Annotated in this window: 17 protein-coding genes; 16 read left to right on the forward strand and 1 reads right to left on the reverse strand. The window is 65.5% G+C overall.

Annotated features, from left to right (window positions below):
* The first annotated feature begins 5 nt into the window (after positions 1-5).
* The 5 genes from ruvC to BIWAKO_RS15485 are packed head-to-tail and all read left to right on the forward strand — an operon-like array spanning position 6 to position 3,246.
* Positions 6-521: a crossover junction endodeoxyribonuclease RuvC gene (gene ruvC / locus BIWAKO_RS15465; protein ID WP_069879413.1), complete on the forward strand. Its 516-nt coding sequence runs from the start codon at positions 6-8 to the stop codon at positions 519-521.
* 40 nt (positions 522-561) lie between these two features.
* Positions 562-1,179, forward strand: a complete 618-nt coding sequence (ruvA, locus tag BIWAKO_RS15470; protein ID WP_069879414.1) for a Holliday junction branch migration protein RuvA — start codon at positions 562-564, stop codon at positions 1,177-1,179.
* Positions 1,176-1,664: a hypothetical protein gene (locus tag BIWAKO_RS15475; protein ID WP_069879415.1), complete on the forward strand. Its 489-nt coding sequence runs from the start codon at positions 1,176-1,178 to the stop codon at positions 1,662-1,664. The genes ruvA and BIWAKO_RS15475 overlap by 4 nt, the downstream gene beginning before the upstream one ends.
* Positions 1,661-2,707: a Holliday junction branch migration DNA helicase RuvB gene (gene ruvB / locus BIWAKO_RS15480; RefSeq protein ID WP_069879416.1), complete on the forward strand. Its 1,047-nt coding sequence runs from the start codon at positions 1,661-1,663 to the stop codon at positions 2,705-2,707. The genes BIWAKO_RS15475 and ruvB overlap by 4 nt, the downstream gene beginning before the upstream one ends.
* 8 nt (positions 2,708-2,715) lie before the next feature.
* On the forward strand, positions 2,716-3,246 hold the full coding sequence (locus BIWAKO_RS15485; protein ID WP_176733330.1) for a DUF3828 domain-containing protein: 531 nt from the start codon (positions 2,716-2,718) through the stop codon (positions 3,244-3,246).
* A 9-nt stretch (positions 3,247-3,255) separates the two neighbouring features.
* On the opposite strand, the gene BIWAKO_RS15490 is transcribed toward BIWAKO_RS15485, so the two are convergent.
* Positions 3,256-3,765 (reverse strand): hypothetical protein, encoded by a 510-nt coding sequence (locus BIWAKO_RS15490; protein ID WP_069879418.1) that lies wholly within the window; start codon positions 3,763-3,765, stop codon positions 3,256-3,258.
* A gap of 151 nt (positions 3,766-3,916) precedes the next feature.
* Between BIWAKO_RS15490 and ybgC the strand changes: the two genes are divergently transcribed.
* From ybgC to ftsH, 11 genes are all read left to right on the forward strand, one after another.
* Positions 3,917-4,321, forward strand: a complete 405-nt coding sequence (gene ybgC / locus BIWAKO_RS15495; protein WP_069879419.1) for a tol-pal system-associated acyl-CoA thioesterase — start codon at positions 3,917-3,919, stop codon at positions 4,319-4,321.
* A 52-nt stretch (positions 4,322-4,373) separates the two neighbouring features.
* The gene (locus BIWAKO_RS15500; protein ID WP_069879420.1) at positions 4,374-5,015 is read left to right on the forward strand and encodes a TetR/AcrR family transcriptional regulator; all 642 of its coding nucleotides are present in this window, start codon (positions 4,374-4,376) and stop codon (positions 5,013-5,015) included.
* A gap of 90 nt (positions 5,016-5,105) precedes the next feature.
* Positions 5,106-5,549, forward strand: a complete 444-nt coding sequence (locus BIWAKO_RS15505; protein ID WP_069879421.1) for a DUF2852 domain-containing protein — start codon at positions 5,106-5,108, stop codon at positions 5,547-5,549.
* A 395-nt stretch (positions 5,550-5,944) separates the two neighbouring features.
* Complete coding sequence (gene tolQ, locus BIWAKO_RS15510) at positions 5,945-6,655, forward strand: protein TolQ (RefSeq protein WP_043238377.1); 711 nt, start codon at positions 5,945-5,947, stop codon at positions 6,653-6,655.
* 11 nt (positions 6,656-6,666) lie between these two features.
* Positions 6,667-7,116 carry a protein TolR gene (tolR, locus tag BIWAKO_RS15515; protein WP_069879422.1) on the forward strand — a complete coding sequence of 150 codons (450 nt, stop codon included), beginning with the start codon at positions 6,667-6,669 and terminating at the stop codon, positions 7,114-7,116.
* A 27-nt stretch (positions 7,117-7,143) separates the two neighbouring features.
* Entirely contained in the window at positions 7,144-8,346 is a 1,203-nt protein-coding gene (tolA, locus tag BIWAKO_RS15520; RefSeq protein ID WP_069879423.1) for a cell envelope integrity protein TolA, read from the forward strand.
* A 20-nt stretch (positions 8,347-8,366) separates the two neighbouring features.
* Positions 8,367-9,710, forward strand: a complete 1,344-nt coding sequence (tolB, locus tag BIWAKO_RS15525; RefSeq protein WP_069879424.1) for a Tol-Pal system beta propeller repeat protein TolB — start codon at positions 8,367-8,369, stop codon at positions 9,708-9,710.
* 189 nt (positions 9,711-9,899) lie between these two features.
* Positions 9,900-10,403, forward strand: coding sequence for a peptidoglycan-associated lipoprotein Pal (pal, locus tag BIWAKO_RS15530; protein WP_069879425.1), 504 nt, complete (start codon positions 9,900-9,902; stop codon positions 10,401-10,403).
* Between the two features lie 124 nt (positions 10,404-10,527).
* Positions 10,528-11,469 carry a tol-pal system protein YbgF gene (gene ybgF, locus BIWAKO_RS15535; RefSeq protein ID WP_244523455.1) on the forward strand — a complete coding sequence of 314 codons (942 nt, stop codon included), beginning with the start codon at positions 10,528-10,530 and terminating at the stop codon, positions 11,467-11,469.
* Positions 11,466-12,521 (forward strand): tRNA lysidine(34) synthetase TilS, encoded by a 1,056-nt coding sequence (tilS, locus tag BIWAKO_RS15540; protein ID WP_176733331.1) that lies wholly within the window; start codon positions 11,466-11,468, stop codon positions 12,519-12,521. The genes ybgF and tilS overlap by 4 nt, the downstream gene beginning before the upstream one ends.
* A gap of 111 nt (positions 12,522-12,632) precedes the next feature.
* Positions 12,633-14,558 (forward strand): ATP-dependent zinc metalloprotease FtsH, encoded by a 1,926-nt coding sequence (gene ftsH / locus BIWAKO_RS15545; protein WP_069879428.1) that lies wholly within the window; start codon positions 12,633-12,635, stop codon positions 14,556-14,558.
* Positions 14,559-14,734: the final 176 nt, after the last annotated feature.

Genomic DNA, 14,734 nt, shown 5'->3' on the forward strand with positions numbered 1-14,734 from the left:
CGGGCATGGCACACGCGATTCGGATTCTCGGTCTCGATCCCGGTCTCAGGAAGACCGGCTGGGGCATCATCACCAGCGAGGGGACGAAACTCTCCTTCGTTGCCTGCGGCTGCGTCGAAAGCGACGGAGCGAGCCCGCTTTCAGAGCGCCTGAAGCAATTGCATGACGGCATTGCGCGGGTGATCGGTTCCTTCGACCCCGACGAGGTCGCGGTCGAGGAGACCTTCGTGAACCGCGACCCGCAATCGGCGCTGAAGCTTGGCCAGGCGCGCGGCATTGCACTGGTCGTGCCGGCGATCGCCGGCCTCAGCGTTGCCGAATACGCGGCCAATCTCGTCAAGAAGACGGTGGTCGGCGTCGGCCATGCCGACAAGAAGCAGGTCCAGGCGATGATCCGTGTGTTGCTGCCGAAGGCCGAGACAAAATCTGCGGATGCGGCGGACGCGCTCGCCGTGGCGATCTGCCATTCACAGCATCGCGGCATGAGGGCGCTGGTCGCGCAGATGCGCGCAGCCTCGTGAGGCGCTACAGCTTGGATATGCACATGCGACGGAGCCTCTGATGATCGGCAAGCTCAAGGGGCTGATCGATTCCTATGGCGAGGATTTCGTGATCCTCGACGTGCAGGGCGTCGGCTATGTCGTGCAATGCTCGTCGCGCACCTTGCAGCGCCTGCCAAAACCCGGCGAGGCGGCGGCACTGGCGATCGAGACCCATGTCCGCGAGGACGCGATCCGGCTCTATGGCTTCCTGTCCGACGTCGAACGCGACTGGTTCCGGCTGATGCAGGTGGTACAGGGCGTCGGCGCCAAGGTGGCGCTCGCCATTCTCTCGACGCTGGAGCCCGGCGCGCTGGCGACGGCGATCGCGACCAACGACAAGGCGGCTGTGGCGCGTTCCCCCGGGGTCGGTCCGAAGCTGGCGCAGCGGCTCTGCGCCGAGCTCAAGGACAAGGCGCCCGCCTTCGGCCATATCGATCCCGGCGTGGTGCAGCTCGCGGGTGCACTGGAGGACAGGAAACTGCCGCAAGCGGTGGCGGACGCGATCTCTGCCCTGTCCAATCTCGGCTATCCGCAGGCGCAGGCGGTGGCGGCGGTGGCCGCGGCCTCGAAAGCGGCCGGCGAGGGGGCCGGGACGGCACAGCTGATCAAGCTGGGCCTCAAGGAACTGGCGAAGTGAGCAATGCCGACGCCCTGATCGTCCGCGCAGTCGAGGATAAGAGCGAGCTGCTGCAGCTGATGCTGGTGGTCTGGGGCTCGCATAAGATGATGATCGACCTGCACACCTACGACGTCGCCGAGATCGATGCTCTCGGCCTGTTCACGCCTGCGGGGCAGACGGCGGCGCTGGCGAGCTGGACGCGACGCGACGAGACCGCCTATCTCTGCGCGCTGCATTCGCTGCGGCCGGGAGAGGGCGTGGCAGTTCGGATGCTGGCTGCGGTCAAGGCTGCCGCCCGGGCTGCGGGTGCCAAGAAGCTCAAGGCGATGCTGACCAATGACAACATGCCCGGGCTGACCTTCTATCAGCGCCAGGGCTTTCGCCTGTCGGGCCTCTATCCCGAGGCAATCGATCATTATCGGTCCGTGATTCCGGCGATTATCAAGACCGGCTACAGGGACATCCCGGTGCATGACGCGCTGGAGCTGGAGATTGAACTGTGAGTGAACCCCGCCGCCTCGTGACGGCCGACCGTCGCGACGACGACAGCGAAACCTCGCTGCGGCCGCTGTCGCTGTCCGATTTCACCGGTCAGGCGGCGGCGCGCGCCAATCTCCAGGTCTTCATCAATGCGGCGCGCGCGCGGGGCGATGCGCTCGACCATGTGCTCTTCGTCGGCCCGCCGGGCCTCGGCAAGACGACGCTGGCGCAGATCGTGGCCCGTGAGCTCGGCGTCAATTTCCGCTCGACCTCGGGGCCGGTCATTGCCAAGGCGGGCGATCTCGCGGCGCAGCTGACCAATCTCGAAGAGCGCGACGTGCTCTTCATCGACGAGATCCATCGTCTCAACCCGGCGGTCGAAGAAATCCTCTATCCGGCGATGGAGGATTACCAGCTCGACCTGATCATCGGCGAGGGGCCGGCGGCGCGCTCGGTCAAGATCGACCTGCCCAAGTTCACGCTGGTCGGCGCGACCACGCGCGCCGGCTTGCTGACGACGCCGCTGCGCGACCGTTTCGGCATTCCGATCCGCCTGCAATTCTACACGGTCGAGGAGTTGCAGGGCATCGTTGCGCGCGGCGCCCGCGTGCTCGGCATCGGCATGTCGGATGACGGTGCCAACGAGGTTGCCCGCCGGTCCCGCGGGACACCGCGCATCGCCGGCCGGCTGCTCCGGCGCGTGCGTGACTTCGCCATCGTCGATGGCGACCCGGTGATCACCCGCTCGGTCGCCGATAGGGCGCTGCAGCTGCTCGATGTCGACGGCATCGGCCTCGACCAGATGGACCGGCGCTACCTCACCACCGTTGCGATCAATTTCGGCGGCGGCCCGGTCGGGATCGAGACCATCGCCGCGTCGCTCTCGGAGCCACGCGACGCGATCGAGGAGATCATCGAGCCCTTCCTGCTGCAGCAGGGCTTCATTCAGCGCACGCCGCGTGGGCGCCTGCTGACGCCGCATGCGTTCCGACATCTCGGCATGCCGGAGCCGAGCCGCGAGACGGCGCAATTCGGGTTGTTCGGGGACGAGGCCGAGGACGAGTGATGCTGGGAATGCTGAGGAACCTTCTGGTCGCCGTCTTCGTCACGGCGGTTGCGGGTTTTACCGCGCAATGGGCCACCGCGGCGGAGGCTACGCCCGAGGCTACGGTCAAGCAGGCCTATGCCGCCACGATCCGCAGTCTTGCCAGCACTGGCCCCAAGGCCGCACCACCTGCCTGGCGGCCGCCGCATCGCGACACGCTGTTGAGCAAAAGCCTCGCCGCGCTCTTCGCCCGCGACGACCTCTATCAGGATGAAAGCGGCGAGATGGGCAATATCGGCGCTGATCCCTTCCTCAGCGGTCAGGACGGCGAGGTCAAGAACCTGCGCATTGTGGTGACCGGGAAGCCGGAGGGCGGACGGGCGCTTGTCACGGCCAGCTTCCAGAGCCTCGGAAAGCCTGTGAAGGTGGCGTTCCGGATGATCGACGAAGGCGGCGCCTGGCGGATCGACGATATCGGCACCGGCAGCGACAGCATCCGCGAGGCGCTGTCGCAACCCTATGAGTGCGGCTCCTTCATGAAGAAGCCCTGCACGCGCTGAGGCCTGCTGCTAGCGTGCAAATTTCGATCGGTGCATGGCGGAGCGCTGGCCAGCATGGTCGAGCGCGCCGGATTTCCCTGCCTTGCTGCTTGGCACGGACTTCATGCCCTTGCCGGCCTGCCGGCTCGCAGGCTGCTGCTTGGCGGCAGCCTGGCGCTGCTTCAGCACCAGCGCCTTGCGGGCGAGGCTGCGCTGGCTCGGAGCGTGCAGCTTCTCGGTGCGACGCGTCCGCTCGGCACCGACGCGCTTCAGCGCCGCGGTGAGGGCGTCGGCCTTGGCCTTGGTGCCGCTGTTGTCAGAGGCGGGGCGGGCGCCCTGCGGCTCGGCCTTGCGGCGCATCTCGCGCCTTTGCTGCCGCGCAATGCCGCGAGCCCGGTCGCGACGTTCACGGATCTGCTTGGCGAGGTCCTGCAAGTCAGCATCACTTGCCGCGCCGATCGTGCTGCGACGGGTACGGGCAAAGAGCTGGAATTCTGATTTGTCGAGGAGGCGCTCGATTGCCTTGAGCGAAAGGGCCATGCCAATTCTCCTTATGAGGCTGTCGACCAACCAACCCTAGCGAGACCGGCAGGTTCCCGATAGCGCCGCGCCTTCAAGGCGCGATGGTTGTTCCGGCTGTCGTGCCCGGTCTAAAGGTCGGGAAACATCATCACGGAAATCCCGCAGCGATATGAGCGCCATCCACCAGCTTCCCGTCCGGGTCTATTACGAAGACACCGATTTCTCCGGCGTCGTCTACCACGCCTCCTATCTGCGATTCATGGAGCGCGGCCGCACCGAACTGATCCGCGCGCTCGGTGTCGAACAGCGCGAGCTGTTCGACGGGGATGCGGCATTGGGTTTCGCAGTGCGCCGCATGACGATCGATTTCCTCAAGCCCGCCGTGATGGACGACATGCTGACCGTCGAGACCGTGGCGACGGCTGCGCGCGGTGCGACGATGGATGTTTCCCAGCGCGTGCTGCGTGGCGAGGAGGTTCTGATCACCGCCGAGGTCAAGGTCGCCTGCGTCGGCGGCGGTCGGGCCCGGCGTATTCCCGACACGCTGCGCCACCGGCTGGGGCTCGAGGCGTGATGGGCGGCAAACACCGTCGACGCCATTCGCCTGCTATGTTAGCGCTCCTTACATGATCGGACGGCGGCCGGATTCGGAGCGACGAGGCTATCACCACGGCAACCTCAAGGAGGAGCTGGTGAAGGCGGCGCTTGAGCTGATCACAGAGAAGGGGGCGAACGGCTTCACCGTTGCCGAAGCCGCACGGCTGGCCGGGGTCAGCCCGACGGCGCCCTACCGGCATTATCGCGACAAGGTCGAACTGATGGCCGATGTCGCGACGCGGGGCTTCCAGGCCTTCGAGGCGGCGCAGTCGCGCGCCTGGAACGAGGGTAAACCCAATGCATGGGCCGCATTCCAGCGACTGGGCCAGACCTATATCGCCTTCGCTCATGAGCAGCCGGCCTATTATTCCGCGATGTTCGAGGCTGGCGTACCGCTCGATGCCAGCCCGGAATTGCGTCTTGCAGCGGATCGTTCCTTCCAGATGCTGCGCGCGGCCTGCGAGGCCCTGATCGCGACCCTGCCCGCCGGTCGCCGACCGCCGGCGCTGATGATGGCGCTGCATGTCTGGGCAATGTCGCATGGCGTGGCGGCCCTGTTCGGGCGGGCCGATGCCGGCCGTCGCTCGCTGCCGATGTCGGCGGCCGAATTGCTGGAAGCCAATATGCTGATCTATCTGCAGGGGCTCGGCCTCTCGGCACCCGGGAATTGAAATCGGCCTCCGCCGCTTGACACCCGTCGGGGGCGTTCCCATAATGTGTATGTGACTAACATACACACTCACTGATATCGCGAGGGATCGATGCCGATCGTTGCGAGGCTTGATGAATATGGAAGAGGGGCCTGGTTCGCCTTTGCGGTGCTGGGCTTCATCGTGTGGTGGCCGCTCGGTCTTGCGACCCTGGCCTTCATGTGGGGGAGTGGACGCATGTCTTGCGGATATGCCGGTGGAAACCGGTTCGAGCACCGGATGAGCCGTCTTCAGGAGAAGATGGATCGGATGCGGGAGCGCATGGGGGAACGCGGCGGTAATGGCGGCGGCTGGGGTCGTTGGGGCGGTCCGCCGTCCAGCGGCAACCATGCTTTCGACGAGTACCGCGCAGAAACCCTGCGCAGGCTCGAAGACGAGCAGCGCGAGTTCCAGGACTTCCTGGGGCGCCTGCGCATGGCCAAGGACAAGGCCGAGTTCGACCAGTTCATGGCCGATCGCCGGCCCAGCAGCCAACCGGACCAGGATGCGGCCTGACGCGTCCCCCTGAAACCTGACGCCAGAGATGGCCCGCCTCGGCAACGAGGCGGGCCATCTTGCTTTGAGGATGCTCCGCGCGCAGAGGGACCCAGCGCATCCGCTCGCGCCGCTCCAGAGCCCGCAGCAGCGGCGCGGCGTTCGATTCGTTTCGCTGTCAACCCGGCATTAACCTTGCTGGGTGCTTAACTCGACCAGCACGAGTCGCTGATGAAGAAAACCCCGGATGCGCCCATCTTTCGCCGGATTCAAAGGCAATTGACAGGAACGGCATGTTCCCCAGTTCGCAAATTCGGTGGTGGCGCGAGGTATTCGTGGCCTCGGTCATCGATTTGGTCGGCGGGAGATTGGATCAGCAGCGCTCGATCGCGCTGACCGTCTGAAAGGATGACAGTATGAACCCCGCCGAGGTTGCGCAGGCTGCGCCACAGATCGACATGTCGTTCTGGACGCTGTTCTGGCACGCCCATATCGTCGTCAAGCTGGTCATGATGGGCCTGCTCGGCGCCTCTGTGTGGTGCTGGTCGATCATCATCGACAAGACGCTACTCTATCGCCGCACCCGCCGCGATATGGATGCCTTCGAGGAGGTGTTCTGGTCCGGTCGGTCGCTGGAAGAGTTGTATCGCGATCTCGCGAGCAAGCCGGTCAATGATATGGCGGCCGTCTTCGTCGCGGCGATGCGGGAGTGGAAGCGCTCCTTCGAGAATGGCGGGCGCTCAGTCGCCAGCCTTTCGGCACGTATCGACAAGGTTCTCGACGTCACCATTCAGCGCGAAACCGAGCGGCTGGAATCGAAGCTGCTCGTGCTCTCGACCATTGCCTCGGCCGCCCCCTTTATCGGGCTGTTCGGCACCGTCTGGGGCATCATGAATTCCTTCACCGCCATTGCGGTCTCCAAGAATTCCTCCCTTGCCGTGGTGGCGCCCGGTATCGCCGAGGCGCTCTTCGCCACCGCGATCGGCCTGTTCGCCGCAATTCCGGCCCTGATGGCCTATAACAAGCTGCAGGCCGAAGTGGCCAAGGCCCAGAACCGCCTCGAAGCCTTTGCCGACGAGTTCTCCGCGATCCTGTCGCGGCAGATCGACGAGCGGCTGGCGGCGTAAGGGGCTGCACGATGGGCATGTCAGCAGCGACCGGTGCCAAGGCCGGAGGCAGGCGGGGCCGGCGAGGCCGCCGCCACAGCGCGATCGCCGAGATCAACATGACGCCGTTCATCGACGTCATGCTGGTGTTGCTGATCATCTTCATGGTGGCCGCGCCCCTGATCGCGACCGGCGTTCCGCTCGATCTGCCACAGACCGGGGCGAAGCCGATCAATGTCGACCAGAAGCCGATCACCATTGCCATCGACAGCAAGGGCCAGATCTTCCTCCAGGACCAGCCGACGCTGGAGCCCGACCTGGTGACGAAACTGCATGGCCTCGCCAAGCAGGGCTTCGACGAGCGCATCTATGTGCGCGGCGACCGTCAGGTCGATTACGGGCGCGTCGCCTCGGTGATGTCGACGATCACGTCGGCCGGGTTCAAGCGTGTGGCGCTCGTTACCGAGCCCGCGACGCGCTGACGACGTGAAGGCGAGGTATTTCCAGCCGTGAAGCTCTCCACCTCCGAACCGGGAATCGCGCTCTCCGCTCTCGGCCACGTGACGTTTCTCGTCGCGGGGCTGCTGGCGTTCTCGTCGCCGAACCCCCTGCCGGAGAACGAAGAGGCGATCGCCGTCGAGATGGTCGATCCGAGTGCCCTGAACCAGGTCACGCGTGGCGAGCGCAAGGCCGAGAAGGTGCAGGAACAGCCGGTCCAGCGCGCCGAGCGCCAGTCGGAGACGGTCGAGCGCAAGGAGGCCGGCGAGGCCAAGCAGGACACCCCTGCGCCACCGACGCGGCCCGCCGAATTGAAGACCGCGGACGACAACGCTTCGGCGCCGATGCCGCCAGCCCGCCCTGCGCTGCAGCCCCCGAAGCCGGAGCCCAAGCCGCCGGAGCCGGCAAAGCAGCCACCGCAGAAGGCAGAGGCTCCGGCTGAGCCAAAGCCGGATCTGCGCCGCGAGGAACTCGCCAAGCTCGCCGAGGAAGCTGAACTGGCCTCCAAGGCGAAGCAGGCCGAAGAGGATGCCAAGGCCGCCGCCAAGGCGAAGGCCGAAGCTGATGCGCAGGCCAGGGCCGAGGCTGTCGCCAAGGCCAAGGCGGAAGCGCAGGCCAAGGCGGCCGCTGCCGAGGCGGCCAAGGAAAAGGCAGAGGCGGAAGCCAAGGCAAAGGCCGAAGCGGAGGCCAAGGCCAAGATCGCCGCCGCCGCCAAGGCAAAGGCCGAAGCCGAGGCCAAGGCCAAGCGTGAGGCGGAGATCGCGAAGAACTTCAACCCGACCGATATCGCCAAGCTTCTGCAATCGAAGGAGCCGGCTCAGTCCTCAGGCTCGTCCGCGCCGCAGGTGAACCGCACCGCGTCGCTAGGCACCGAGCGCGGCTCGTCGCAAAAGCTCAGCCCCTCGCTTCGCGCGCAGCTTGTCGGGATCATTCAGGACCAGCTTCTGAAGTGCTGGAACGTGCCGATCGGGCTCGCGAACGCGAAGGGCGCAGTCGTGCCTTCGGTACGGATGAAGCTGAATACCGACGGATCGCTCGCGGGCCAGCCGGGTGTGATCAATACCTCGTCCGATCCGCTGTTCCGCGTCGCGGCCGATTCGGCCCTGACGGCGACCCGCCGTTGCGCGCCCCTGCGCATTCCTGCTCAATTTGCCGCTTACTATGACGACTGGCGTGATGTCGTCGTCAACTTCGACGCTAGGGACGTGCTGTGACCCCCATGTTTCGCAACTCCATGATCAAGGGCGCCGGCCAGACCCGTTCCGGGCTGACGCGCCGCCATGCGCTGACCCTTGCCGGATCGGCCATGTCCTTGCCGCTGCTGGTTCCGGCGGCTGCGCGCGCGGAACTGGTGATCGACCTGCGCAAGGGTACGTTCCAGCCGATGCCGATCGCGATCGCTGATTTCGGCGGCGAGGCCGGCGTGATGGTGTCCGGCGTGATCACCAACAATCTCAAGCGTTCCGGCTATTTCCAGCCGATCGACAAGTCGCGCCACCCCGACAAGAATCCAGCCTTCGATGCGGTGCCGCAGTTCGAGGCCTGGAAGGCCGCCGGTGTGCAGGGGTTGGTGACGGGCCGCGTCTCGCGCGACGGTGGTCGCCTTCGTGCCGAGTTCCGGCTCTGGGACGTCGTCACTGGCGAGCAGATCGACGGGCAGCAATATTTCACCGACCCGAACAACAGCCGGCGGGTCGGGCATATCATCTCGGACGCGATCTTCACGAAGGTCACGGGCGTCGGCGGCTTCTTCGATACCCGCGTCGTCTTCGTCGACGAATCAGGGACGAAGGAAAACCGGCGCAAGCGGCTCGCCATCATGGACCAGGACGGCGCCAATGTGCGCTTCCTGACCAATGGCGAGGTCTCGGTCGTGACCCCGCGCTACTCGCCAGTGGCGCAGGAAGTCGCCTATATGGCGCAGCGCACCGGCGAGCAGCCGCGCGTGCATGTGCTGAACATCGAGACCGGTCAGCGTCAGGTTGTCGGCAATTTCCCCGACATGACCTCGAGCCCGCGCTTCTCGCCGAACGGTGCGAAGATCGCGCTCAGCCTGCAGCAGGGTGGCAACGCAAATCTCTACATGATCGATATCGGCTCGCGCACGACGACGCGGCTGACTTCGACCGGCGCAATCGATACCTCGCCCTCCTTCTCGCCCGACGGCACCCAGATGGTGTTCGAGAGCGATCGCGGCGGTTCGCAGCAGCTTTATGTGATGGCGCTCGGCGGCGGGGAGGGCAAACGCATCTCCTTCGGCCAGGGCTCCTATTCGCAGCCGTCATGGTCGCCGCGCGGCGACCTGATCGCCTTCACGCGCCAGGGCGGTGGCGGATTCGCGATCGGCGTGATGCGGCCGGACGGCTCGGGCGAGCGCATTCTGACCGAAGGCTTCCACAACGAAGCACCGAACTGGGCGCCGAACGGCCAGTACATCATGTTCTTCCGTGATCCGGGCGGGCAATCCGGCGGCAAGCTCTACATGGTCGATATCACGGGCCGGGTCGAAGTGCCGGTGCCGACACCGGCTTTCGCCTCGGATCCGAGCTGGTCGCCGCTGCTGACGACGGCGCGCTGAGACGGCAATCTGTTGCTGTCGCGCAACAGCGCGGAGAATGCTGCATTTCGCTGCAATTGGTTAACCATACGCCGCAATGACGCCACTTCGCCTTGATTTGGCAAGGTCTCGTTTAGGTTGACACATCATTGATGTGTCTGAGTTTCAGACTTTCTGATTGCGGAACCTAGACCCGCCTGGAGAATCAACATGCTGCTTGCCTCGCTCGCCAGCCCGCGCACTGCCCGTTTTGCCGCCGCCATCGCCGCCACGCTCGCACTGGGCGCCTGCGCCAAGGACCAGAATGCCGAAGCCGGCTTTGGCGCCGGCGGCGCGGCCACCCCGGGCAGCGCCCAGGACTTCGTCGTGAATGTCGGTGACCGCGTTTTCTTCGAGACCGACTCGACCGATCTGACGCCGACGGCCGTTTCGACCCTCGACAAGCAGTCCTCCTGGCTGCAGCGCTACCCGCGCTACACCTTCACCGTCGAGGGCCATGCCGACGAGCGCGGCACCCGCGAATACAACTATTCGCTTGGCGCTCGCCGCGCCCAGACGGTGCGCGACTATCTGACCTCGCGCGGCATCCAGGCCAACAGGATGCGCACGATCTCCTACGGCAAGGAGCGCCCGGTGGCCGTCTGCAACGACATTTCCTGCTGGTCGCAGAATCGCCGGTCCGTGACCGTGCTCGATGGTGCCGGCGGCGTCTGAGCATCCGGCTTTCTGAAATCTATCGAGGCCGGCACTTTCCCTGCGGAAGTGCCGGCCTTTTCATATTTTGGCCGCGGTGACAGCGTGTGATAACCCGTCACTTGAGAGAAACAGTCCGGTCTTCATGATGGTTCGAGAATTTGCCTTTCTACCCAGCCGGGCGCGACTGCTGGCTGCTGTCGCCTTCGGGGCCATTGCATGGGCTGCGTTGCCGGCTGCGGCGCAGGATGCAGCCGAGCTGACCGTGCGCACCGGGCGCCTGGAAAACCAGGTCCGAGCCCTCTCCGGCCAGATCGAGCAGTTGCAATTCGAGAACCGCCGGCTCACCGAGCAGCTCCGCAAGTTCCAGGAGGATGTCGATTTCCGCCTGAACGAACGCGGTGGCGGTGGCGCTCGCCCGGGCGGCGCCGCGCCGGGGCCGGCTGCCCAGCCGCCGGCGACGCAGCCGGGGCGTCCGCGTCGGAATGATGCCTTCGATCCCTCCGCGCACCCGGGTGGCTCGGGGGCGCCGCGCCAGCTCGGCAGCATGGAAGGCATCATCGAGGACGAATTCGCCGGCGCGGGCGGTGGTGGCCAGGGACCGCTCGATCTTCAGGGCGTCGGCCGACAGGTTCCGCAGGGTGCGCTCCCGCAGGGCGGACCGCGTGGCGGACCGAGCGTTGCAGCGACGGGTGCGGCGCCGAGCCCCAAGGACAGCTATGACACGGCCTATGCCTATGTCCTGCGCAAGGAATACGAACAGGCCGAAATGGGCTTTCGCCAATTCCTGCAGAGCTATCCGCGTGATCGCCTTGCCGCCGATGCCACCTTCTGGCTCGGCGAGAGCTATTTTCAGCGCCAGCGCTATCGCGAGGCAGCCGAGCAATTCCTGAAGATCTCGCGTGACTACCCGCGCGCCGGCAAGGGCGCCGACAGCCTGCTCAAGCTCGGCATGTCGCTGAATGGGCTTGGCGCGCGCGACCAGGCCTGCGCAACCTATGCCAAGGTCGGCGTCGACTATCCGTCCGCCTCCAATGCCGTGCGGCAGGGTGTCGAGCGCGAACGGCGCCGCGCTCGCTGCGCTTGAGCGCGCTCGCTTCCAGCGATCCTGAGCATCTTCCGGTTTCAGCCGGCGAGGCGGTTGCGCTCTTCGCCGGGCTCGCGGGTGAGGCGCGCCTGCTGATTGCGGTCTCGGGCGGACCTGATTCCGTTGCCCTGCTTTCCCTGTTGCAAGATTGGTCGCAGCAGCCCAATCGGCCCGCGCTTCATGCGGCGACGGTCGATCACGGCCTGCGCGAGGCGTCCTCGAGCGAAGCTGAAGCCGTCGGCGCGCTCTGCTCCGGGCTGAGAGTTCCCCATGTGATCCTGCGTTGGGCAGGGCCGAAACCTGCGACCGGCATCCAGCAGCGGGCGCGAGAGGCGCGCTACGCCTTGCTGGCGGCACATGCGGAGGCTCTCGGTGGCGCAGTGCTGGTCACGGCGCACACGCTCGACGACCAGGCCGAGACAATGATGATGCGGATGGCGCGTGGTTCCGGGCCAAGCGGGCTCGCCGGCATGCGAGCCAGGGTGCGCAAGAATGGCACAGTGTTGGCACGTCCGCTGCTTGCCGTGCCGAAAGCGCGTCTCATCGCGACTGCCGAGGCGAGGGGACTTTCCTACATTCGTGACCCGAGCAATGCCGATCCGCGTTTTGAGCGCGCGCGTTGGCGGACCCTGATGCCGATACTTGCCGACGAGGGGCTGACAGCCGAACGTCTGACGGTTCTGGCCGCGAGGCTGGCGCGCATGGATGCGGCGATAGAGCACCAGGTCGCCCTGCTGCTGCCGTCGCTTACATTGGCAGGGGAGGGGACGGGAGTGACGCGGCTGCGTTTCGGCGCCCTGGTCGATCTTCCCGAGGAAATTGCCCTGCGGGTTGTGGCCGAGGCGCTCGCCCTGGTGCCTGGATCGAATGCAGAACTGTCGCGGCTCGAGCGGCTGGAAGGGTGCGTATTCACGCTTTTGGAGGCGGCGGGGCGGGGCACGGCCATGACGCGGACACTATCGGGGTGTGTACTCGCGCTCGATCGGGACGGTGTCCTGACGCTGACGCCGGAACCGCCGCGCAGACGGGGCGTTCACCCTGCGTCGCGATGAGCCTGGTTCGAATCTGCTGTTTCCCTTGGCAAGGGGCTTTGCCGCTCCTAGATTAACGCCTGAAACCCTTGGCCTTCTCCGGTTGGACCGGGCGGCCCGATCGGACAGAGAATGAATCCGAACTTCCGTAATTTTGCCCTCTGGGTGGTGATTTTCCTGCTGGTTTTGGCGCTCGTGACGCTGTTCCAGAGCCCGAGCCAACGCACCAGCACCAATGAAATCCCCTATAGCCAGCTCATCAACGAGAGCGAAGCCGGGCGGATTTCCAATGTCGTGGTGGCAGGTCAGGAGATTTCGGGCACGTTTTCGGACGGCCGCAGCTTCGTGACCTACGCTCCCTATGGCGATCCGGCTCTACTGAAGACGCTGGCGCAGAAGGGGGTCCAGGTCTCGGCGCGTGCTCCGTCGGAGGGCACGCCATGGTTCATGGCGCTGCTCGTCAATTCATTGCCCTTCGTCATCTTCATCGGCCTGTGGATCTTCATGTCCCGGCAGATGCAGAATGGTGCCGGTCGCGCCATGGGCTTCGGCAAGTCCAAGGCCAAGCTGCTGACCGAGGCGCATGGCCGCGTCACCTTCGAGGATGTCGCTGGTATCGACGAGGCCAAGGAAGATCTGCAGGAGATCGTCGAGTTCCTGCGCGATCCCCAGAAGTTCCAGCGGCTCGGCGGGCGCATCCCGCGCGGCGTGTTGCTCGTCGGTCCGCCCGGCACCGGCAAGACGCTGACGGCGCGTGCCGTCGCCGGCGAAGCCAATGTGCCGTTCTTCACGATCTCGGGTTCTGATTTCGTCGAGATGTTCGTCGGCGTCGGCGCGAGCCGCGTGCGCGACATGTTCGAGCAGGCCAAGAAGAACGCGCCCTGCATCATCTTCATCGACGAAATCGATGCGGTCGGTCGTCACCGCGGCGCCGGTCTCGGCGGCGGCAATGACGAGCGCGAGCAGACCCTGAACCAGCTGCTCGTCGAGATGGACGGCTTCGAGGCGAATGAGGGTGTGATTATCATCGCCGCCACGAACCGCCCGGACGTGCTCGATCCGGCGCTGCTGCGTCCCGGTCGCTTCGATCGCCAGATCGTCGTGCCGAATCCCGATGTCGCCGGTCGCGAGAAGATCCTGCGCGTGCATGTCCGCAAGGTGCCGATGGCTCCCGATGTCGATCTCAAGATCCTGGCGCGCGGAACGCCTGGCTTCTCGGGCGCCGATCTGATGAACCTCGTCAACGAAGCGGCGCTGCTGGCGGCCCGTCGCGGCAAGCGCATGGTCACCCATGCCGAGTTCGAGGATGCCAAGGACAAGGTCATGATGGGCGCCGAGCGCAAATCCATGGCGATGTCCGAGGAAGAGAAGAAGCTGACCGCCTATCATGAGGCCGGCCACGCCATCGTGGGCTTGTATGTCCCGGCCGGCATCCCGGTCCACAAGGCGACGATCATTCCGCGCGGCCGCGCGCTCGGCATGGTCAAGTTCCTGCCGGAGGGCGATCGCTATTCGATGAAGTTCAAGGAGTTCACCTCGCAGCTCGCGGTGGCCATGGGCGGTCGCGTTGCGGAGGAGATCACCTTCGGCAAGGAGAACATCACCTCCGGAGCCACCGGTGACATCCAGCAGGCGACCAAGATGGCCAAGGCCATGGTCACCCAGATGGGTTATTCCGATGAGCTCGGCCTGGTCGCCTATGGCGATAACCAGGAAGAGGTTTTCCTCGGCATGTCGATGGGGCGTACCCAGAGCGTGTCGGAGGCGACTGCGCAGAAGATCGATAGCGAAGTTCGCAAGCTCGTTCACCAGGGCTATCTGGATGCGAAGAAGATCCTCAACGAACATCATGAGGAATTCGTCCACGTGGCCGAGGCGCTCCTCGAATTCGAGACGCTGACCGGCGACGAGATCCGCGACCTGATCGCCGGCAAGCGCCCGTCCCGTGATGCTGACGATACGCCGTCGGCGCCGCGCGGTTCGGCGGTGCCGAGTGCGGGCCGTGGCCGCAAGCGCGGCGAGCCCGACGCTGGTCTGGAGCCGCAGCCGCTGGTCTGAGCCGCCTGAGCCGGACCTCGCAAATGAAGGCGGCCATGCTGGCCGCCTTTTTCTTTGCCTGCGATCAAGGGTTGAGGCGGAGCCGTCGCGTGTGATGGAGTGCGGACGAGAGCCCGATCGTTTCCGTCTTCCTTCTGGCCGCGTCGCCCATGATAAAATTCGTCATAAAACGTGAG

This window comes from Bosea sp. BIWAKO-01 (assembly GCF_001748145.1).
Classification (GTDB): Bacteria; Pseudomonadota; Alphaproteobacteria; order Rhizobiales; family Beijerinckiaceae; genus Allobosea.

Excerpts from the sequence above, each read along its gene's own strand:
- BIWAKO_RS15485 (WP_176733330.1), top strand. The coding sequence starts at position 2,716 with ATGCTGAGGAACCTTCTGGTCGCCGTCTTCGTCACGGCGGTTGCGGGT.
- BIWAKO_RS15500 (WP_069879420.1), top strand. The coding sequence starts at position 4,374 with ATGATCGGACGGCGGCCGGATTCGGAGCGACGAGGCTATCACCACGGC.
- BIWAKO_RS15505 (WP_069879421.1), top strand. The coding sequence starts at position 5,106 with ATGCCGATCGTTGCGAGGCTTGATGAATATGGAAGAGGGGCCTGGTTC.
- tolB (WP_069879424.1), top strand. The coding sequence starts at position 8,367 with ATGATCAAGGGCGCCGGCCAGACCCGTTCCGGGCTGACGCGCCGCCAT.
- pal (WP_069879425.1), top strand. The coding sequence starts at position 9,900 with ATGCTGCTTGCCTCGCTCGCCAGCCCGCGCACTGCCCGTTTTGCCGCC.
- tolQ (WP_043238377.1), top strand. The coding sequence starts at position 5,945 with ATGAACCCCGCCGAGGTTGCGCAGGCTGCGCCACAGATCGACATGTCG.
- tolR (WP_069879422.1), top strand. The coding sequence starts at position 6,667 with ATGGGCATGTCAGCAGCGACCGGTGCCAAGGCCGGAGGCAGGCGGGGC.
- ybgF (WP_244523455.1), top strand. The coding sequence starts at position 10,528 with ATGATGGTTCGAGAATTTGCCTTTCTACCCAGCCGGGCGCGACTGCTG.
- ruvC (WP_069879413.1), top strand. The coding sequence starts at position 6 with ATGGCACACGCGATTCGGATTCTCGGTCTCGATCCCGGTCTCAGGAAG.
- ruvA (WP_069879414.1), top strand. The coding sequence starts at position 562 with ATGATCGGCAAGCTCAAGGGGCTGATCGATTCCTATGGCGAGGATTTC.
- ybgC (WP_069879419.1), top strand. The coding sequence starts at position 3,917 with ATGAGCGCCATCCACCAGCTTCCCGTCCGGGTCTATTACGAAGACACC.
- ftsH (WP_069879428.1), top strand. The coding sequence starts at position 12,633 with ATGAATCCGAACTTCCGTAATTTTGCCCTCTGGGTGGTGATTTTCCTG.
- BIWAKO_RS15490 (WP_069879418.1), bottom strand. The coding sequence starts at position 3,765 with ATGGCCCTTTCGCTCAAGGCAATCGAGCGCCTCCTCGACAAATCAGAA.